The organism is Rhodopseudomonas sp. AAP120 (assembly GCF_001295845.1).
Taxonomy (GTDB): Bacteria; Pseudomonadota; Alphaproteobacteria; order Rhizobiales; family Xanthobacteraceae; genus Rhodopseudomonas.
This window is the reverse complement of the sequence record NZ_LJIC01000128.1, coordinates 1-17,736: the sequence shown is the minus strand read 5'-3', so window position 1 is coordinate 17,736 and position 17,736 is coordinate 1. Positions and strand designations below refer to the sequence as shown.

Below are 17,736 nucleotides of genomic sequence, written 5' to 3'. Positions count from 1 at the left end.
CTTGCGGGGAGGGGGCGGGGGTGGGGGGCCCCGGGCACAGAGCTGGCGTCGTTCGCAGGCACGGCGCCGGCGTCGCTTCACACGGGCACTGTGCCCGTGTCGCCCTCACCCCAGCCCTCTCCCGCAAGTGGGAGAGGGAGCGTGCTGCGGCTCGGGGCGGGCGACTTTGCCGCATTTTGCGCCGGCTAGGCCTTCGTCTTCTTAGTCTTGGATTTGGCCGACTTGGCCTTGGTTGCCGTCTTGCTGGCTGGCTTCGTCGCGGTCTTCGGCTTTGCGGCTTTGGCTGGCGCCGCCGTCGATCTCTTCCCTTTTGCAGCGCCCGACGCTGCTTCTGTCTTAGGCGTCGCGGGCTTCGCGGCAGAAGATTTCGCCGCTGCGGTCTTGCCGGCGGACTTCGCCGCCCCAACCTTGGACGCCGGCTTGGCGGCCGTCCGCGTGGCCGGCTTCGGCATCAGGCCGGCTTTCGCCAGCCGCTTGCCGGCCGAGCCTTCCACGACGCTCTGCACCGCCTTCTTGGCCGCCGCCTTGGTAATCGCCGCGGCGCCGTCGATCATCATGTCGATCAGGCTGTCGACCAGCTTCGGCTTGGCCGCAGGCCGGCTTGCGCCGCGCTCCGGGCGGGGCGGGGCGTCGCGCTTGGGGGTGTCGTCCACTGGTGATCCTCCGCGGTGTGAAAGGGCTCCGGCTCGCTGATCTGTAGGAACGATGCCGCGCAACGACCTTTGAGGTGATGAAAACGAGGTATCAGCAGATGTCCGAGCTCATCACTTTGTTCCAGGTCGCCGCACCCGTGCTGGTCCTTTTGGCGCTTGGAGTCTGCCTGGTGATGGCGATCATGCTGCTGATCCGCCGCTTCGGCGGGCTGGTGTCGTGCCGGCCGCGAGTCGTGACGACCGCGCGCCACCGCGAATTGGTGCGGCAGATGCAAGGGCGCCGCCAGGGGCGGCCGTAGCCGCGTCACCGCGTCAGGAATTTCCACGCCACCACGATCGCCACCAGCGCCGCGAAGATCAGCAGCGCCGGCACCGGCTTGCGGCCGCCTTGCGGGGTCGGCCGGGCGCCGCGATCGGCCGGGCGCGCCGGCGCGGGCTTCGTCGGCTTCTGGAAGCGCACCACATTGTCGACCGCCGGCTCGTCGCGGACCGTGCGCGGCTCGGGCTCCGGCGCGTCGCCGGTGCCGCCCATGTCGCTGTAATAGGCCTGGTAGGTCTCGCGCACCGCGATCGCCTTCGACTCGATCTCGCTCATCCGGTCCAGCCGCGCGCGATAGTCGTCCAGCACCTTGCGGGCATTCTCCGGCAGCGTGTCGAAGCTGCCCAGCTTCGCCATCATCAGCCAGGTGGCGAAGTCCGCCTCGGCCCGGGTGCGGGCCTTGCGCGCGATGGTGGTGCTGGGCTTGGCGGCCATGGTGCTCCGATCGAGTCGTCCTCCCTCGATCGCTCGTGTTGATGGCGATCGTGCGACGCCTGCTCTCAATAGCCGAAAACGTCGGCGGGTGTCATGCGTTCGCGCCGTCGCCAGCAAATCGCCGCGGCGCACTGGCGAAGCGGCGGTATGATCGCTACATTGCGACGGCGAGGCTGCGTTTCGCGTCAGGAGCCATATATCCCCGGGGCCTTATCGATCCTTCAGGGAACTGTCCCTGGCCGGGTCCGTGGACCCGGTCACATGGTGCCCACCTACTTTCGTAGGGAACTCCGGGATCGAGCGCTTCAACGGTCATCGTGGCTTCGCACTTCTCCTTCCCTGCTGGTCCCCTCAGCTTTTCCCCGCCGCGGCGTCCGCCTATAAGCGGGAATGTCCGAGCTGACCGACGCCCCCAGCAAGAATGACCTGCGTGCCGCCGCTTTGGCGCGACGCCTCGCACTGTCCGAGGCCGAGCGGGGCGCGGCTGCGACGGCGGTCGCGGCGCGCGGCCTGCCGTTCGATCTGCCGGACAATGCCGTCGTCTCCGGCTACGCGCCGATCCGCGGCGAACTCGACCCCAAGCCGCTGCTGCAGGCGCTGGCGGCGCGCGGCGCCCGGCTGGCGCTGCCGGCGGTCGAGCTGCAAGGCCGGCCGCTGCGCTTCCATGCCTGGCAGCCCGGCGACGCCATGGTCCGCAGCCCGCTCGGCATTGACGAGCCGCGCCGCGAGGCGCCCGAACTGATCCCCGACATCCTGCTGGTGCCGCTGGCCGCGTTCGACGCGCTCGGCCACCGCATCGGCTACGGCGCCGGCTATTATGATTGCACGCTGGAGGCGCTGCGGGCGACGCGCCCGGTCGTCACCGTGGGCCTCGCCTTCGCGGTGCAGCAAATCGCGGCGGTGCCGGCCGCGGCCCACGACGTGGCGCTGGATTATGTGCTAACCGAGCGGGAGACGCTCATTTTCCGGAGTCGATAGGTTTGCGCATTCTGTTCATCGGCGATGTGGTCGGCAAGGCCGGCCGCGTTGCGATCGCCGAACATCTCCCCGGCCTGATCCGCGACTGGCAGCTCGACTGCACGATCATCAACGGCGAGAACGCCGCCGGTGGCTTCGGCATCACCGAGGCGATCTACAATGATTTCATCGACGCCGGCGCCGATGCGGTGACGCTCGGCAACCACGCCTGGAATCAGAAAGAGGCGCTGGTGTTCATCGAGCGCGCGCCGCGGCTGATCCGGCCCGCGAATTTCCCGCGGCACACGCCGGGCCGCGGCGCCGCGCTGGTCGAAACCCGCGGCGGCGCCCGCGTGCTGGTGATCAACGCGATGGGCCGCGTGTTCATGGAGCCGCTCAACGATCCGTTCGCCGCGGTGGCGCGCGAACTCGACGCCTGCCCGCTGCGCGAAGCCGCCGACGCCATCGTGCTGGATTTCCATGGCGAGGCGTCGAGCGAGAAGCAGGGCATGGGCTACTTCTGCGACGGCAAAGTCAGCCTTGTGGTCGGCACGCACACGCATGTGCCGACCGCCGATCACCAGATCCTGGCCGGCGGCACCGCCTACATGACCGACGCCGGCATGACCGGCGATTATGATTCCGTGATCGGCATGCAGAAGGACGAACCGCTGCACCGCTTCGTCACCGGCATCCCGCAGGGCCGCTTCGAACCGGCGAACGGCGAAGCCACGCTCAGCGGCGTCGCGGTCGAGACCGACAATGCCACCGGCCTCGCCGTGAAGATCGCCCCCGTCCGCATCGGCGGCCGCCTCAACCAGGCGCGGCCGGAGTTTTGGGTGACCAACTAACCCCGCGTCATTCCGGGGCGCGCCCCTTGGCGCGAGCCCGACCTCTCGTCACTCCGCGGCCTCTCCGTCATTGCGAGGAGCGTAGCGACGAAGCAATCCAGCGTCGCGCACTGCGGCTATGGATTGCTTCGCTGCGCTCGCAATGACGAGGAGAGTCAGTACCGCTCCGGCACATACATCTCCGGCGGGATCGGGGTGCGGTGGTAGTCGGGGTGGTGGATGCGCGGGGGTAGCACGACGCGTTCGGCCGGGATTTCCTCGTACGGCACCTGCTCCAGGAGATGTGCGATGCAGTTCAGCCGCGCCTTCTTCTTGTCGACGGCCTGCACCACGTGCCATGGCGCCTCGGCGATGTGGGTGCGCTCCAGCATCTCCTCCTTGGCCTTGGTGTAGTTCTCCCAGCGCGCTCGCGACTGCACGTCCATCGGGCTGAGCTTCCACTGCTTGAGCGGATCGTTGATCCGCATCATGAAGCGCAGTTGCTGCTCGTCGTCGGTGATCGAGAACCAGTATTTGATCAGCACGATTCCCGACCGCACCAGCATGCGCTCGAATTCCGGCACCGAGCGGAAGAACTCCTCGACCTCGGCCTCGGTACAGAACCCCATCACCCGCTCGACGCCGGCGCGGTTGTACCAGGAGCGGTCGAACAGCACGATCTCGCCGGCGGCCGGCAGATGCGACACGTAGCGTTGGAAGTACCATTGCGAGCGCTCGCGCACGCTCGGCGCCGGCAGCGCCGCGACGCGGCAGATCCGCGGATTGAGCCGCTGCGTGATGCGCTTGATCACGCCGCCTTTGCCGGCGGAGTCGCGGCCCTCGAACACCACCACCACCTTGAGGCCCTGATGCTGCACCCAGCTTTGCAGCTTCACCAATTCGCCCTGCAGCCGGAACAGTTCCTTGAAATACAAGCGGCGATCGACAGTGTCGGCCGGCGAGTGGCCGGCGAATTCGTTGGTCAGCGCATCGATGCGATCGTCGTCGATCTCGAGTTCCAGTTCCTCGTCGAAACTGTCCAGCATCTCCGCCGCGATCCGCTCGCGGACCGACATGGTGTCGACCGGCGCGGCGGGCTTGTGGGGCGGCTCGGCAGGTTTATGGACCGTCGGTGGCGCAGACTTGCGGGTCATCGGTTTCTCCAAGGTGGGAAGCGGGAAAATGCCGTTGCGTGTTTGTCACGCGTATGACGGCGACCAAGCTGCGGTGATTTGGCGCGAGGCGGGCAACTGTAGGATTGAGCGCAGCGCGCGCCCCGGACCGCAGCGCGCCCCCTCTCCCGCCTGCAGGAGAGGGCCGGGGTGAGGGCAACGCAAGCGCAGCGCCCAAGGTGGGGGCAACGAGCGCAGTGCCTGGAGACCCCCACCCCCGACCCCTCCCCGCAAGGGGGAGGGGAGAAGAGCACAGCGCGCTCCCTCTCCCGCTTGCGGGAGAGGGTTGGGGTGAGGGCGACACGGGCAGTGAGTCAGCGATGCGCGGAGGGGAGGGCCCTCACCCGGATCGCTGCGCGATCCGACCTCCCCCGCAAGCGGGGGAGGTTGCGCTGTGCGCGCGGCAGAGGGTGATCAGCTCGCTCGCTCGGCGCCGAATTGCAGCACGGCATCGACCATGCGGTCGACGTCATCAGATGTGGTGCGGTGGTTGACGATGGCGGCGCGGATGGCGAGCTTGTTGTCGATCGTGGTCGAGGACGGCGCGGCGATCCCGGACTCGTGGATGTCGGCGACGATCTCGGCGTTGAGCGCGTCGCTATCAATCCCGTCCGGCGCGCGAAACCGGAAGCAGACGATGTTCAGCGTCACCGGCGCCAGCAGCTCGAGTTGCGGCTCGCGCCGCACGCGGGCTTCGAGATGCCGGGCGATCGCGCAGGTCTGCGCGATCATCGCGCCCATGCGCTCGGCGCCGTAGGTCTTGAGCGTGAACCAGGTCTTCAGCGCGCGGAAGCCGCGCGACAGATCGGGGCCGAAATCGCACGGCCACGGCGAGCCGCCGGCGAGGCCGCGGGTCTCGCGGCGCAAGTAAGCGGCCGGCGCCGCGAAGGTCGCGCGGTGCTGCTCGCCGTCGCGTACCAGCAGGAAGCCGGCGTCGTAGTTGACCTGCCCCCATTTGTGGAAGTCGAGAGCGATCGAGTCGGCGTCGCTCAGCCCGGCGAGCTTCGGCGCGATCTCCGGCGACAGCATGCCGAGCGAGCCGTAGGCGCCGTCGATGTGAAACCACAGGCCCTCGTCGCGGCAGAGCTGCGCCAAAGTAGCAAGATCATCGATCGCGCCGGTGTCGACGGTGCCGGCCGAGCCGGTGACCAGGAACGGCTTGAAGCCGGCGGCGCGATCCTCGGCGATGCGCCGGCGCAGCGCCGTGATGTCGATGCGGTGCGCGGCGTCGAACGGGATGCGCCGCAGCGCGCCGCGGCCGAGCCCGGCGAGATCGGCGGCCTGAACGACACAACCATGCGCCGCCGCCGACGCATAGGCGGTGAGCGGCTCGCCGGCGAGGCCGCCTTCGCGCACCTGCGGCCCGAGCGCCGCACTGCGCGCCACCAGCAGCGCCATGAAATTGGCCATCGACGAGCCGGTGACGAATACGCCGCTCGCGGTGTCCGGAAAGCCGAACAGCTCGCGCATCCAGCGCACGATCTGGCGCTCGACCTCGATGCCGATGTGATTACGCCCGCCGCAATTGGCGTTCAGCCCTGCCGCCAGCATCTCGGCCAGCATGCCGACCGGAGTGCCGCCGCCATGCACCCAGCCCATGAAGCCGGGGTGCACATTGCCGGTGGCGTAGGGCGCGATGTGCCGGGTGAAGTCGGCATAGACGTCGGCGAGCGGCATCGCGTCGCGCGGCAGCGCTTCGCCGAAGCGGGCCCGCACGTCGTCGGGAATCTCTTGCCACACCGGTCGCTCGCGCACCTGCGCGATATGGTCGATCATGTCGTCGACCATGCGATGCGCCTCGGCGCGCAGCGCGGACCAGTCGGACGGATCGAGGCTGGTCGCAGAATTCGGGACGGCGTCGGCCGGCCCGCCTTGTTTGTTACTCACATCGATACTCGCTTAGGACGCGACCGCGTTCACGCCACGCTCTGCCGGCGCGCCGCGACGTGGCGCTCCAGCATCGCCGCGAAGGCGTCGAAGATCTTGGTCATCTGCGGCGGTTTGTAGGGATACAGCTCGGGGCTGTCCATATTGTGCACCACCGCGGTGTTGTCGATCTCGAACACCAATAGATCGCCGCGCGGCGTCTGGGCGCAGTCGATGGTGAAGTAATCGAGCCCGATCCGCGCGATCATGCCGTCGAGCGCGGTGCGATGCCGCCGCGCGAAGCCGAAATCGAAGGTGTGGAAGAACGCCGCCTCCTCCAGCCGCTTGCTGGCGCTCTGCGCCATGCCGGCGTTGAGGTACCAGATGTCCCAGCGGTCGGCGATCGCCATGTGGCAGGCATAGGGTTTGCCGTCGACCACGACGATGCGGTACTTGCGAAACAGCCCGTCGTCGCTGGCGTAGTCGACATAGCGCGCGACGAAATATTCGGGCTCGGCGCGCTCGGCGAGATACGCGGCGAGCGCCGCGCAGCTCTCGATCCGCGCCAGGCCGAAGCCGGCATGCGAGCCGCGCGGCCGCACGATCACCGGGAAGGCGACGCCGTCGGTCGTGTCCTGCAGCGTCGCGCTGCCGTCCGCCACCGCGGCGAGCGCGTCGCGCGACACCGGGATGGTGGCCGGAATGTCGAGCCCGTCGACGTCGCCGATCAGCCGATACAGCTTGTCGCGGTCGAGATGGCGGATCAGCTTCGGCGCGTTGAGCAGCGGCGCCGGCCAGGTCTCGGCGCGCGCGTCGATCGCCGCCAGCGCGCCGCGGCATTCGTCGGAGTCCGACGCGATCACGATCGCGACGTCGTGCGGCGGCAGCGGGTCCGGCAGCGGCGTGCCGTCGACGACGTACAGCGTCAGCAGTTCGATGCCGGAGGTCTCCAGCAGGAATTCGATCGGCGTGTTGCCGCCCATGTCGATATCGGCGGCGAGCGCCAGCACCCGCAGCCGCGGCTGCGGGCTGGAACATGGCGAGCGATACAGCCGGTGCTGCGCCAGCGTTTCGGTCTGCACCGACAGCCCGGCCTGCTTGTGGCCGAACAGCTGGGTGAGCAGCGCGAGGTCGAGCTGCTCGCCGGCGGTGGCGATGCCGGCGTCGACCTTGCTCATCAGCTCCTGCCACAGCGGAAACAGGTTCTCGCCGTCGAACGCCCGCTTGGTCAGGCGCGCGAAGCCGATCCGGTCGGCGATCTCTGTCGAGGCGAGCGGCTGCAGGTCAGACGGCATGGAGGTCCTGGGCTGATATGGTGCGTTCGGGCTGCGTCAGCAGCGCGGCGATGCGGGCGATCACCGTCGCGACGTCGTCGAGAATCGGGGCGGTCGCCTGATACGCATCGCCGGGGAAGGCCGCCCAGGCGTCGACCACATGGCGGGCGCTGATGCAGATCCGCAGCGCGGCGAACTGGTCGTCGCCGTGGCCGCCCCAGCCGACCGGCTGGCCGATCAGGCAGGGCGCATCGGCGTCGGTCTGGAGCGCGGCGGAGATCGCGCGGCAGCGCGCCAGCGACAGCGGGACGCCATCCGGCTCGCAGGTGAAGGCGAAGATCGTCGGCGCGGCGAATTCGTCGGCCTCGGCCGGGCGCGGCTGCGGCGGCAGCAGCCGCAGCGCCGGCGAAGCCTTGATGCGCCGCGCGATGCCGTCGCCGAGCAGGCGCAGCGCGACCCGGCGGAATTTGTCCGGGACGGAGTCGTAGGCGCGGATCTCTTCCAGCGCCGCTTCCCAGCGCAGCCACTGGCCGAAATTCGGCGCGGCGGCGAACTGCCCGCGCAGGCTGCGCCAATGCGTCGGCCAGTCGCTCCGCGTCGTATAGGCGGCGAGCCCCGGGGCCAGCGGGCCGGCGGTCTCGATCGCGGCCGCGAGCCGCGGCGGCAGCAGCAGCGCGCCGCTGAACGGCGGGCCGGCATAGAATTTCGAGCCGGTGATCAGCACCATGTCGCCGCGCCCCAGACTGCGCGCGATGCGTCGGCGGCCGAGCCGCATCTGGCAGGCGTCCACCACGATCTGCACCCGTCCCGGCCAGCGCGCCGCGATCTCGTCGGCGCAGCCGTCGCTCGGCGCCTGCAGGCCGAGCTTGGAGCAATCCATCACCTGCAGCATCACCCGCGCGCCGCGCGCGACCAGCGACTCCACCGTTTCCAGCACCTCGGCGTCGATCGCAGCAGGCGCGCGCAGCCGGCCGCCCTCGCCGCGCAGCCGCAGCGCCACGCTGCGCACCGGCCCGAGGCCGTCGATCGCTGCGCCCTTGGGCACGCGGCAATCGTTGGTGCTGCGGTCGCCGAAGTGAACGCCGCGGGCGGTGTGCACGGTGCCGGAGCCGGTCTGGTCGGCGCCGACCACCACCGTCACGAGGTCGTCGCCGAGCAGCGCGCGGCTCAGTGCCAGGGCCTGCAATTGCGCGTCGGTGCCGGAGGCGGCGAACACCACCTCGGTGCCCGAGCCGCTGAGCCCGAGCAGCCCGCGCAGCTCCTCGCGCATCGCCTCGATGCGGGCGTCGAAGCAGTCGATCAGGCCGTGCAGGATGGCGGAGGCCATCAGCGCGGTGCGCGCCGATTCCGCCGCATCGTAGCCGCGCTGCGAGATCGTGGTGGCGGTGCAGGACGAGAAGCTCGGGATCGCGGGCGTCGGCGCCGGACTGCAGCCATAGCCGTTGCGGCCGGTCGCGGGATCGCGCGCCAGCCGCGCATCGCCGCCGCAGACGAGAAGCTGGTCGAGCGGCGCGAACAATTCGCGCAGCGGCGAGGGGGCCTGGAGCCCCGGGCCGGCCTGAGACCGGTCGGTGAGTCGCGGCGCAGTCCCGGAGTTCGACATCGCTCAGCCTTCTCGCCCGGCGAGAACCGGGCGGTCGTCGCAGGCGCCTGGCCGGATGCCGGGCGCCCTGATTGGTAGCAACACGTAAACGCGTCTTGGTTAATAGCGCGTTTACCAATCGGCCGGCCCGGCTCCTCGTGGGTGCCGGACCGGCCTGGTTCGGGACTATGCGGCGCGGACGCTGTCGAGGAATTTCGCGACTTCGACCTTGAGCCGCGAGCTGTTCTGCGACAGCGACTTGGCCGCCGACAGCACCTGGCTGGACGCCGAGCCGGTCTCGGTGGCGCCGCGCTGCACTTCGGTGATGTTGGACGACACCTGCTGGGTGCCTTGCGCGGCCTGCGAGACGTTGCGGGAAATCTCCTGCGTCGCCGCGCCCTGTTCCTCGACCGCCGAGGCGATGGTCGAGGAGATTTCCGACATCCGCCCGATGGTGCCGCCGATCTCCTTGATGGCGGCGACCGACTGGTCGGTGGCGCTTTGGATGCCGCCGATCTGCTGGCTGATCTCGCCGGTGGCCTTCGCGGTCTGCTCCGCCAGCGCCTTCACCTCGGCGGCCACCACGGCGAAGCCGCGGCCGGCCTCGCCGGCGCGGGCGGCTTCGATGGTGGCGTTGAGCGCCAGCAGATTGGTCTGGCCGGCGATCGTATTGATCAGCTCGACGACGTCGCCGATCCGCGCCGCCGCCTTGGCGAGTTCTTCGACCCGGCCGTTGGTGGCGCGGGCCTGCTCGACCGCCTCGTGGGCGATCCGCGCCGATTCCTGCACCTGGCGGCTGATCTCGTTGACCGACGAGCTCATCTCCTCGGTCGCCGACGCCACCGACTGGACGTTGGTGGAGGCTTCCTCGGAGGCCGACGTCACCATGGTGGCGAGGTGCTGCGAGCGCTCCGCGGTCGAGGCCAGCATCGTCGCCGAGGCCTCGAGCTCGTGCGACGCTGACGACACCGTCTCGACGATCTCGCCGATCGCGCGTTCGAAATCGCCGGCGAGCCGCATCGTGTCGGCCTTGCGCTGCGCGGCGGCGCGCGCTTCGGCTTCCTCCTGGCCGGCCTGCAGCCGCTGCCGTTCGATCGCGTTGAGCTTGAAGACTTCAACCGCGCCGGCCATCTCGCCGATCTCGTCGGCGCGGCCGATGCCCGGCACGTCGGCCTCCAGCCGGCCGGCAGCGAGCTGCTTCATCGCCTGGGTGATCGCATGGATCGGCCGGGTGATGCCCCGCGCTACCAGCACGGATACCAGGGTAATGATCAGCAGCACGATCGCGGCGGCGATCAGCAGCCGCTGCGTCGCGCTCCAGGTCTGGGCTTGAAGATCGTCAATATACACGCCGGTGCCGACGATCCAGCCCCACGGCGCGAAGCCGGCGACGCGGCTCAGCTTGGGGAACTGCTGATCGGAGCCGGGCTTCGGCCAGACATACTCGACATAGCCGCTGCCGTCGCGGCGCACCGTCTCGACCATCTCGCGGAACAGCAGCTTGCCGTTCGGATCCTTGGTGTTGGTCTGGTCCTGGCCGATCAGCTGCTTGGCGATCGGGTGCATCAGCATCCGGCTCTGCATGTCGGTGATGAAGAAGTACTCGGTGCCGCCGTAGCGCAGCTTGCCGATCCGCGCCTGGGCGCGCTTCTGCGCCTCGTCGGTGCTGATCTCGCCGCGCTGCGCCGCGTCGTACTCGTCCTTGGCGATCGCCAGGGCCAAGTCGGCGATATGGCTGAGTTCGATCTGTTTCTGCTGCTTCAGCCCGGAGGCGATTTCCTGCGAGGCGAGCAGGCTGGTTGCCAGCAGGCCGAGAAATCCGAGGCCGATCAACAAATAGATCCGGCGGCTGATCGTCATGCGCAATCCTGAAAACATAAGGCGGTCCCGCTGAGTTGATTGATGGAGGTGAGAACGCCGAGCCCGGCGGTCCATGCAGGCTTGCCCCTTGCGGCGGTCACGCGGCTGCCGAAGCAGCCTGGCATGCAGGCTCGCGCCGTCTGCGGCGCACACGCCCGCGTTCGGTGCCGAAAAAGGCGCCGTGCGGCATGGCAAACCACATTGGGGTCTTGCGTCGCTTGCGAGTGAGTCGCCGCCGCTATACGGCCGCGTGCATCAATCGAGCGACGGTTTCATGTGAGGAACTATCCAGGAAGAACGATAGCTATTGGTAAATTTTCGGCAGGCGTATTGTCGCTGGTAGAACTACGAAGTCGGATTTCGGCAACTAAGTACCGCAGTGATGGATATCACGGACAAACTTTGGTCGAAGACCGTTCGTCTTACGCTTCGCAAAAGAAAAATCCGGGGCCCGCGAGGGAAAGCCGCGGCGGCGCCGTAGTCCTCACATCGGCCGGGACAGTCCGGCTCTCCGAATCACCCGTGAGGAAAGGACCCGATGATGCGCCAGATCCTGATCGCCGCCGTGTTCGCCGCCGCCGTGCCCGTGTCGGCGCAGGCCGCGCCCCTGATGGCGCCCGCAGCCACGGTGCGGGCAGCTGTCGCTGCGACGTCTCCGGTCGAGACCGTCGCCTGCGTCCGTGGCGGCTGGCGCGGGGTCGGCGTCTATCGGGGCTGCGGCTATTATCGCCCTTACTACCGGCCTTATCCCTACGTGGTGGCGCCGGCGCCGGTCTATGTGGCGCCGCCGGTGGTGGTCGCCGGGCCGGTGGCGCCGGCGCCGCGACGGTGCTGGATCGCGGGTGCCTGGCGGCCGTGCTAACCGGATGCATCGAGGGACGGCCGCGGCTGTGGCCGTGCTGACTGCAGCGGCGACCGGGCAGGGGATCGGCGCGATGGAGGACGACAGCGACGAGGCGCTGATGGCTGCCGTCGTGGCCGGGCGGCAGCCCGCGTTCCGCGCGCTGATGACGCGGCATATGCCGCGGGCCATCCGGGTCGCCCAGCGCATCGTCCGCAACGCCGCCGAGGCCGACGACATCGGCCAGGAAGCCTTCCTGCGGGTCTGGACCAAGGCGGCGTCGTTCGATCCGCAGGTCGCGCGGTTCACCACCTGGCTGTACCGGATCGTGCTGAACCTGTCGTTCGACCGGTCGCGCCGGCCGGCCCATGCGCCGATCGAGGAGGCGGCCGAGATCGCATCCGGCGAGCCGGCCGCGGTCGAGCGCCTGATCGCCGATCAGCAGCGCCGCGCGCTGGATGCCGCGATGACGCGGCTGTCCGACCGGCAGCGCGGCGCAATCGCGCTGTTTCACATGGAGGGCCTGCCCGGCGACGAGGCGGCGCGGGCGATGGGGCTCAGCCCCAAGGCCTTCGAGTCGCTGCTGGCGCGGGCCCGCCTCGCGCTCAAGAAAGAAGTCGAGACCATCGAGCAGACCAGGAGGTTGCCATGACACCCGAGCGTTTCAGGGAGCTGGCGGAGACATGGGGCGGCGATATCGCGCGCTGGCCCGAGGCGGAGCGGGACGCCGCGCGGGTCGTCGCGCAAAGCGAATCCGGCGGCGCGCTGCTGCGCCAGCAGCTGGCGTTCGATGCGCTGCTCAGCGTGCCGCCCGAGGTTGCGCCTGCGCGCGCCTCGCGCGCGGCGCTGGCGGTGCTGCAGGCGATCGCGGCACGCGAGGCGCGTCCGCCCTGGTATCGGCGCTGGCTGCGGCCGGTGTCGCTGTTGCCCGTTGGGAGTCTGGCCTGTTCGGCGCTGCTCGGCGTCTGGCTCGCCGGTGCGCTGCCCTATCACCAGAACGAGCAGGCGGTCGCCACGGTCGCGGCCGTGCTCGACGCCTCCGTCATCAGCCTGTGGGGAAACCAATGACGTCCCGTTTCGGCTCGCTCACCGGCGGCCGCCTGCTGCTGCTGGCGTCGCTCTGTCTGAACGTCGCGCTCGGCGCCTATGTGGGAGCGCAATGGCTGCAGCCCGAATGGGCCCTCAAGAACGCCGGCACGCCGGTCCGGCTGATCGAGCGCGTCGCCACGCGGCTGCCGGCCGAAGATGCCGAGATCCTGCGCCGCAATTTCCAGGCGCGGCAGCCCGAGTTGCAGCCGCTGCAGGAGGCCTATGTGGCGGCGCTGATGAAGACGCTGCGGCTGACCGGCCAGACCGAACTCGACAAGCCGGCGCTGCAAGCGGCGATCAAGGATGCGCGCGAGAAGCGGATCAAGATCGGCGACCAGGTGATCGACACCTTCGTGGACACGCTGGCGCAGATCTCGACGAAAGGACGCCGGCAACTCGTCGGCGGCATGTTTCGCTGAGCCGGCGCGGCGCGAGGGATCGCGGCGGCTGCAGCGTATCACCTATGTCCGCCTGCCGGACCTGCAGCCCGAACCACCACGTCAACCCGGATCGAAGGAGCCCTCATGCCCCGACTGATATCGACCTCCGGCCGCGCCCGCCCGGCCTTGTTCTACGCCAGCGACGCGCTGGTGCGCGCCTGCCTCGTCGCCGCATTGGTGATCGCCGCGCTCGCGGTGTCGCTCTCGGTCGCCAGCGCCCAGGACAGCTCTGCGCGCGAAGCCTGCAAACCCGACTATCAGAAATTCTGCAGCAACGTGACGCCGGGCGGCGGCCGCATCAAAAAATGCCTCGCCGACAATTTCGCCAGCCTGTCGGACGCCTGCAAGCAGGTGGTTGGAGCGGCGAAGTAGGCGTTGGCGAAGTAATCGACGCGTCAGCTCCACACCGCAGCCGTCATCGCCGGGCTCGACCCGGCGATCCACTTCGCGCCGTCGGCGCGCAAGCTCGTGCGGCTGCACGATTGTTGTGCCAGACCATGACGGCGCCCATGAGCGTAACGAGCATGGGAATGGCCAATAGATAGAGGACATTGCTCATTGGATGCTCCGCAGTGCGCTCCGTGCTGCCAAATGTAGGATTGCGCTCAAAACCACGCAACCACATCCAACGAACAGAAATTCATGTCTGGTGAGCATTGGGTGTTCGGACAAAAGCGACAGAGCCGGTGCGAATACACCGCCAGCGATCAGCCCCACGCCGAGGTTGCTGACGAAATTGGCCGTCAACTTGGACGTCTCGTTCCGTGCTGCCTGAGATGTGTCGGACATCGTTCGTGCCCTACAGCTTATACGCCGTCCTGAACCCGCCCCAGTGCCGCCCGCGGACCTTCACCGGGACGTCGATCTCGCGCATCATCACCATGTTGCCGCCGCCCATGTCGCGGGCGTAGCTCTGGATCAGGAACGGGCGGGTGTTGCGGCCGGCGGCGAGGCCGGCGGGGTCGTTGAAGATGCGGCGGTTGCGGGCATTGGCGGTGTTGAACGCGACGTCGCCGGGGCGCTGCGGCTGCGAGTAGATCTTGTTGTGCACCGGCAGATAGCCGTTGCGGTCGATCATCACGCAGAACGCCATCCGCGAGTCCTTGGCGAGGAACGCCTCCTGGAACGGCGGCAGCGCGCGGTCGGCCCAGTCGAGGATCCGGGTGCGATACTGCACCGGATTGGTGCCGGAAATTTCCACGTAATTGTCGTCGAACATGTCGTCGGGCGTGATCGCGCCGCTGGCGATGCCGCGCTCGAAGATGCGGTGCAGTTCGGCGCCGGCCTCCAGCGCCCGTGCCACGAACTCGGAATTCTCGTCGCGGATCGCCCACAGCCGATCCTCGATCGCCTCGCGCAGCGCCGCGCCCGGTGCGACGAACATCGCCTGCGCGCCGGCGCTGCCGTGCTCGGTGATGCGGATCCGGCAGGCGCCGACATCCTGCAGTTCGGCCTCGTAGGTCTGATTGACCGCCAATGACGCCGCGGCCGGGCCGGCGATCAGCACGCCGCCATGCGAGATCTCGTAGACCGGCGCGCTGATCCGCCCGCGCGGCGCCGCGATCTCGATCGCCAGGTGGCACGGCAGTTTCTCGCGCCGGCGCGCCTCCTCGCGATCGCCCTGTTTCAGCAGCACCGCGGTGCGGGCGCGCAGCTTCTCGGCGAACAGCGTCACGGTCTGGCCGGCGCGGGCGACGTCGGCGCCGTGCTGCTCGGCCTCCTGCGTGGCGCTGGCGATCTCGGCGGCGCTGTCGCCGACCGAGACGATGAAATTGCCGGCCGTGGCGGCATTGCCGGCGACGTCGCCGGTGGTGGCGTTCTGCTCGGCGACGGCGCCGTTGACGTTGTCGAACACCGGCCGGATCGCCGCGATCGCGCTGGTGATGCGATGCACCGCGTCGGCCGAACTCGAGGCGTCGCGCTGCAGCGTGTCGATCTTGCGCTTGATCTCCTCGGTCGCCTCCTGGGTCTGCACCGCCAGCGCCTTGACCTCGGTCGCCACCACGGCGAAGCCGCGGCCGGCGGCGCCGGCGCGCGCCGCCTCGATGGTGGAGTTCAGCGCCAGCAGCGTGGTCTGCCGGGCGATCTGGGCGATCAGGTTGACGACATTGCCGATCGCCGCCGAGGAATCGCGCAGCCGCTCGACATTGGCGGTGGCCTCGTTGGCGGCGGCGCTGGCGTCGTCGGCGAGTTGCGAGGCTTGGCGCACCTGCGCGCCGATACCCTCGGCCGAATGGGTAAATTTGTCGGCGGCCTGCGAGAACGACACCGCGGTGGCCTGCGCGGCGCTGGTGTGGCCGGTTAGCGCATCGGTGCGCTCGCGGATGGTGTGCAGCGTCGTGGTGGTGGACTGCACGCCCGTGGTGACCGAATGCGCGGCGCGCTCGAGCTGGCGAATCAGCGAGCCGAGTTCCAGCTCCAGCAGTTCGAGGATGTCGGAGGCCGAATCGGCCTCGTCCACCGCTGGCGCGGGGGCCGGCTGCGGGGGCGGAGCCACGGCCGCAGCGTCCGGCACCGGCGTTTCCGCCTGCCGCTTCCGAAAGAGGCCGAACGCCATAAATCCTCCCGCAAACCGAGAAATTCGCCAGATACTCGCGTGGTGTGGTGAAGGTGAGGTTAAATTTCCCGCTGCGGAAAACCGGCCATTCGGAGGAGAAGGCCGCGCAGGTCTTTGATTTCGGCCCTTCCGCCGCTTATAACCCCGCGCCGCAGCCCGAAATTTTCCTGATCGACCGCGAGAGAGCACGCATGGCCGGACATTCCCAATTCAAGAACATCATGCACCGCAAGGGCCGGCAGGATGCGCAGAAGTCCAAGCTGTTCAGCAAGCTGGCGCGCGAAATCACGGTCGCGGCCAAGCTCGGCACGCCGGACCCCGCGATGAACCCCCGCCTACGCGCCGCGGTGATCGCCGCCCGGCAGGAGAACATGCCGAAGGACAATATCGAGCGCGCCATCAAGAAGGCGATCGGCGGCGACTCTGAGAACTACGACGAGATCCGCTACGAGGGCTACGGCCCGGGCGGCGTCGCCGTGATCGTCGAGGCGCTGACCGACAACCGCAACCGCGCCGCCTCGGACATCCGCTCCTACTTCACCAAGTCGGGCGGCAATCTCGGCGAAACCGGTTCGGTGGCGTTCATGTTCGACCGCACCGGCGTGATCGAATACGACGCCGACAAGGCCTCGGCCGACGACATGCTGGAAGCCGCCATCGAGGCCGGCGCCGACGACGTCGCCTCGTCCGAAGCGGGCCACGAAATCTACGCCTCGCAGGACACCTTCCGCGACGTCGCCAAGGCGCTCGAAGCCAAATACGGCGAACCGCGCAAGGCGGCGCTGATCTGGAAGCCGCAAAACACCGTCGCGGTCGACGACGAGACCGGCGAAAAGCTGTTCAAGCTGATGGACAACCTCAACGACCACGACGACGTCCAGAACGTCTACGCCAACTTCGAAGTGTCCGACGCGCTGATGGCGAAGATGGCGGGGTAACTCCATGTCCCGGACGCGGCGCAGCGCGCAGCGCTGCTCCGCAGATCCGGGACCCCGGTTCCTCCGCTCACCACCACCGAGACCCCGGTTTTTGCCGCTCTGCCAGCACCGGGGCCCCGGATCAGCAGCGCACCACGCCGCCAAGAGCGGCGCGCTGCGCAGCATCCGGGGAACGGGCGCTGGCTGGGATGATCCGCAAGGGATGGAGCGTCTCCTGAAGCTTCGCTCCAGCCCGACCTCGCTGGGGACTGCGCTTCCCGATCCCCCGTTTCTGTTTCGTTCACGTCTATCTGGCGTTATCACTGCGCCATGAGCCAGCCGCCGATTCGCAGTGTTCGCATTCTCGGGATCGACCCCGGCCTCCGCCGCACCGGCTGGGGGGTGGTCGAGAGCGAGGGCAATCGGCTGGTCTATGTGGCGTGCGGCTCGGTCGAGCCGAAGGATACGCTGCCGCTGGCCGAGCGGCTGCTCGGGATCCATGCCGGGCTCGAGAAGGTGCTGGCCGCCTACGCGCCGGCCGAGGCCGCGGTCGAGCAGACCTTCGTCAACAAGGACGGCGCCGCGACGCTGAAGCTCGGCCAGGCGCGCGGCGTGGCGATGCTGGTGCCGGCGATGCACGGTTTGCTGGTCGCCGAATACGCTCCCAATCTCGTCAAGAAGACGGTGGTCGGCGCCGGCCATGCCGACAAGACCCAGATCCAGATGATGCTGAAGATCCTGCTGCCCAAGGCCGAGCCGAAAAGCGCCGACGCCGCCGACGCCCTCGCCATCGCCATCACCCACGCCCACCACCGCGTCAGCGCGCAGCGGCTGAAGGCGGTAGGGGCATGACGATTGTGGAGACGATGCCTCTCCCCTTGCGCGACGCGCTCCCTCTCCCGCTTGCGGGAGAGGGCTGGGGTGAGGGCGACGCGGGCACAGTG

The 17,736-nt window shown here is 68.8% G+C and carries 18 protein-coding genes and 1 other RNA gene; 11 read left to right on the top strand and 8 right to left on the bottom strand.

Features of this window, described 5'->3' with window-relative positions:
• Positions 1-185 precede the first annotated feature (185 nt).
• A complete protein-coding gene (locus IP86_RS19610; protein WP_054164111.1) occupies positions 186-653 on the bottom strand; it encodes a hypothetical protein in 468 nt (155 codons plus the stop codon).
• A gap of 98 nt (positions 654-751) precedes the next feature.
• Between IP86_RS19610 and IP86_RS19605 the strand changes: the two genes are divergently transcribed.
• On the top strand, positions 752-952 hold the full coding sequence (locus IP86_RS19605) for a hypothetical protein (RefSeq protein ID WP_156332563.1): 201 nt from the start codon (positions 752-754) through the stop codon (positions 950-952).
• Between the two features lie 5 nt (positions 953-957).
• On the opposite strand, the gene IP86_RS19600 is transcribed toward IP86_RS19605, so the two are convergent.
• Positions 958-1,407 (bottom strand): hypothetical protein, encoded by a 450-nt coding sequence (locus tag IP86_RS19600; RefSeq protein WP_054164109.1) that lies wholly within the window; start codon positions 1,405-1,407, stop codon positions 958-960.
• Between the two features lie 167 nt (positions 1,408-1,574).
• On the opposite strand from IP86_RS19600, the gene ssrS reads away from it, so the two are divergent.
• The 3 genes from ssrS to IP86_RS19590 all read left to right on the top strand — a co-directional run bounded on the left by ssrS (position 1,575) and on the right by IP86_RS19590 (position 3,215).
• A non-coding RNA gene (gene ssrS, locus IP86_RS28255) (6S RNA) lies at positions 1,575-1,735 on the top strand.
• 62 nt (positions 1,736-1,797) lie between these two features.
• Positions 1,798-2,385 carry a 5-formyltetrahydrofolate cyclo-ligase gene (locus IP86_RS19595; RefSeq protein ID WP_054164108.1) on the top strand — a complete coding sequence of 196 codons (588 nt, stop codon included), beginning with the start codon at positions 1,798-1,800 and terminating at the stop codon, positions 2,383-2,385.
• A gap of 2 nt (positions 2,386-2,387) precedes the next feature.
• Positions 2,388-3,215, top strand: a complete 828-nt coding sequence (locus tag IP86_RS19590; protein ID WP_054164107.1) for a TIGR00282 family metallophosphoesterase — start codon at positions 2,388-2,390, stop codon at positions 3,213-3,215.
• Between the two features lie 155 nt (positions 3,216-3,370).
• Here IP86_RS19590 and ppk2 read toward each other — a convergent pair whose 3' ends face one another.
• From ppk2 to IP86_RS19565, 5 genes are all read right to left on the bottom strand, one after another.
• Positions 3,371-4,270 carry a polyphosphate kinase 2 gene (gene ppk2, locus IP86_RS19585; protein WP_156332564.1) on the bottom strand — a complete coding sequence of 300 codons (900 nt, stop codon included), beginning with the start codon at positions 4,268-4,270 and terminating at the stop codon, positions 3,371-3,373.
• A gap of 510 nt (positions 4,271-4,780) precedes the next feature.
• Complete coding sequence (locus tag IP86_RS19580) at positions 4,781-6,253, bottom strand: pyridoxal phosphate-dependent decarboxylase family protein (protein WP_054164105.1); 1,473 nt, start codon at positions 6,251-6,253, stop codon at positions 4,781-4,783.
• 29 nt (positions 6,254-6,282) lie between these two features.
• A complete protein-coding gene (locus tag IP86_RS19575) occupies positions 6,283-7,527 on the bottom strand; it encodes an ATP-grasp domain-containing protein (RefSeq protein ID WP_054164104.1) in 1,245 nt (414 codons plus the stop codon).
• Positions 7,517-9,109 (bottom strand): hypothetical protein, encoded by a 1,593-nt coding sequence (locus tag IP86_RS19570; RefSeq protein WP_054164103.1) that lies wholly within the window; start codon positions 9,107-9,109, stop codon positions 7,517-7,519. Before IP86_RS19570 ends, IP86_RS19575 begins: the two co-directional genes overlap by 11 nt.
• A gap of 165 nt (positions 9,110-9,274) precedes the next feature.
• On the bottom strand, positions 9,275-10,966 hold the full coding sequence (locus tag IP86_RS19565; RefSeq protein ID WP_054164102.1) for a methyl-accepting chemotaxis protein: 1,692 nt from the start codon (positions 10,964-10,966) through the stop codon (positions 9,275-9,277).
• Positions 10,967-11,486: 520 nt separating this feature from the next.
• Here IP86_RS19565 and IP86_RS19560 point away from each other — a divergent pair.
• The 5 genes from IP86_RS19560 to IP86_RS19540 all read left to right on the top strand — a co-directional run bounded on the left by IP86_RS19560 (position 11,487) and on the right by IP86_RS19540 (position 13,690).
• Positions 11,487-11,810, top strand: coding sequence for a hypothetical protein (locus IP86_RS19560; protein WP_054164101.1), 324 nt, complete (start codon positions 11,487-11,489; stop codon positions 11,808-11,810).
• A complete protein-coding gene (locus IP86_RS19555; protein WP_054164100.1) occupies positions 11,725-12,441 on the top strand; it encodes an RNA polymerase sigma factor in 717 nt (238 codons plus the stop codon). The genes IP86_RS19560 and IP86_RS19555 overlap by 86 nt, the downstream gene beginning before the upstream one ends.
• Entirely contained in the window at positions 12,438-12,857 is a 420-nt protein-coding gene (locus tag IP86_RS19550; RefSeq protein WP_054164099.1) for a hypothetical protein, read from the top strand. Before IP86_RS19555 ends, IP86_RS19550 begins: the two co-directional genes overlap by 4 nt.
• Entirely contained in the window at positions 12,854-13,297 is a 444-nt protein-coding gene (locus IP86_RS19545) for a periplasmic heavy metal sensor (protein ID WP_054164098.1), read from the top strand. Before IP86_RS19550 ends, IP86_RS19545 begins: the two co-directional genes overlap by 4 nt.
• 105 nt (positions 13,298-13,402) lie before the next feature.
• Positions 13,403-13,690, top strand: a complete 288-nt coding sequence (locus IP86_RS19540) for a cysteine rich repeat-containing protein (protein WP_054164097.1) — start codon at positions 13,403-13,405, stop codon at positions 13,688-13,690.
• Positions 13,691-14,117: 427 nt separating this feature from the next.
• Here the strand turns inward: IP86_RS19540 and IP86_RS19535 are convergent, their stop codons facing one another.
• The gene (locus IP86_RS19535; protein WP_054164096.1) at positions 14,118-15,875 is read right to left on the bottom strand and encodes a methyl-accepting chemotaxis protein; all 1,758 of its coding nucleotides are present in this window, start codon (positions 15,873-15,875) and stop codon (positions 14,118-14,120) included.
• A 191-nt stretch (positions 15,876-16,066) separates the two neighbouring features.
• Here IP86_RS19535 and IP86_RS19530 point away from each other — a divergent pair, with 191 nt between their 5' ends.
• Positions 16,067-16,813, top strand: coding sequence for a YebC/PmpR family DNA-binding transcriptional regulator (locus tag IP86_RS19530; RefSeq protein ID WP_054164112.1), 747 nt, complete (start codon positions 16,067-16,069; stop codon positions 16,811-16,813).
• 309 nt (positions 16,814-17,122) lie between these two features.
• Entirely contained in the window at positions 17,123-17,644 is a 522-nt protein-coding gene (gene ruvC / locus IP86_RS19525) for a crossover junction endodeoxyribonuclease RuvC (protein WP_054164095.1), read from the top strand.
• Positions 17,645-17,736: the final 92 nt, after the last annotated feature.

Coding starts and splice junctions, on each gene's coding strand:
- IP86_RS19535 (WP_054164096.1), bottom strand. CDS start 15,875: ATGGCGTTCGGCCTCTTTCGGAAGCGGCAGGCGGAAACGCCGGTGCCG.
- IP86_RS19540 (WP_054164097.1), top strand. CDS start 13,403: ATGCCCCGACTGATATCGACCTCCGGCCGCGCCCGCCCGGCCTTGTTC.
- IP86_RS19530 (WP_054164112.1), top strand. CDS start 16,067: ATGGCCGGACATTCCCAATTCAAGAACATCATGCACCGCAAGGGCCGG.
- IP86_RS19565 (WP_054164102.1), bottom strand. CDS start 10,966: ATGTTTTCAGGATTGCGCATGACGATCAGCCGCCGGATCTATTTGTTG.
- IP86_RS19595 (WP_054164108.1), top strand. CDS start 1,798: ATGTCCGAGCTGACCGACGCCCCCAGCAAGAATGACCTGCGTGCCGCC.
- ruvC (WP_054164095.1), top strand. CDS start 17,123: ATGAGCCAGCCGCCGATTCGCAGTGTTCGCATTCTCGGGATCGACCCC.
- IP86_RS19600 (WP_054164109.1), bottom strand. CDS start 1,407: ATGGCCGCCAAGCCCAGCACCACCATCGCGCGCAAGGCCCGCACCCGG.
- IP86_RS19550 (WP_054164099.1), top strand. CDS start 12,438: ATGACACCCGAGCGTTTCAGGGAGCTGGCGGAGACATGGGGCGGCGAT.
- IP86_RS19555 (WP_054164100.1), top strand. CDS start 11,725: ATGTGGCGCCGCCGGTGGTGGTCGCCGGGCCGGTGGCGCCGGCGCCGC.
- IP86_RS19560 (WP_054164101.1), top strand. CDS start 11,487: ATGATGCGCCAGATCCTGATCGCCGCCGTGTTCGCCGCCGCCGTGCCC.
- ppk2 (WP_156332564.1), bottom strand. CDS start 4,270: ATGTCGGTCCGCGAGCGGATCGCGGCGGAGATGCTGGACAGTTTCGAC.
- IP86_RS19605 (WP_156332563.1), top strand. CDS start 752: ATGTCCGAGCTCATCACTTTGTTCCAGGTCGCCGCACCCGTGCTGGTC.
- IP86_RS19545 (WP_054164098.1), top strand. CDS start 12,854: ATGACGTCCCGTTTCGGCTCGCTCACCGGCGGCCGCCTGCTGCTGCTG.
- IP86_RS19575 (WP_054164104.1), bottom strand. CDS start 7,527: ATGCCGTCTGACCTGCAGCCGCTCGCCTCGACAGAGATCGCCGACCGG.
- IP86_RS19570 (WP_054164103.1), bottom strand. CDS start 9,109: ATGTCGAACTCCGGGACTGCGCCGCGACTCACCGACCGGTCTCAGGCC.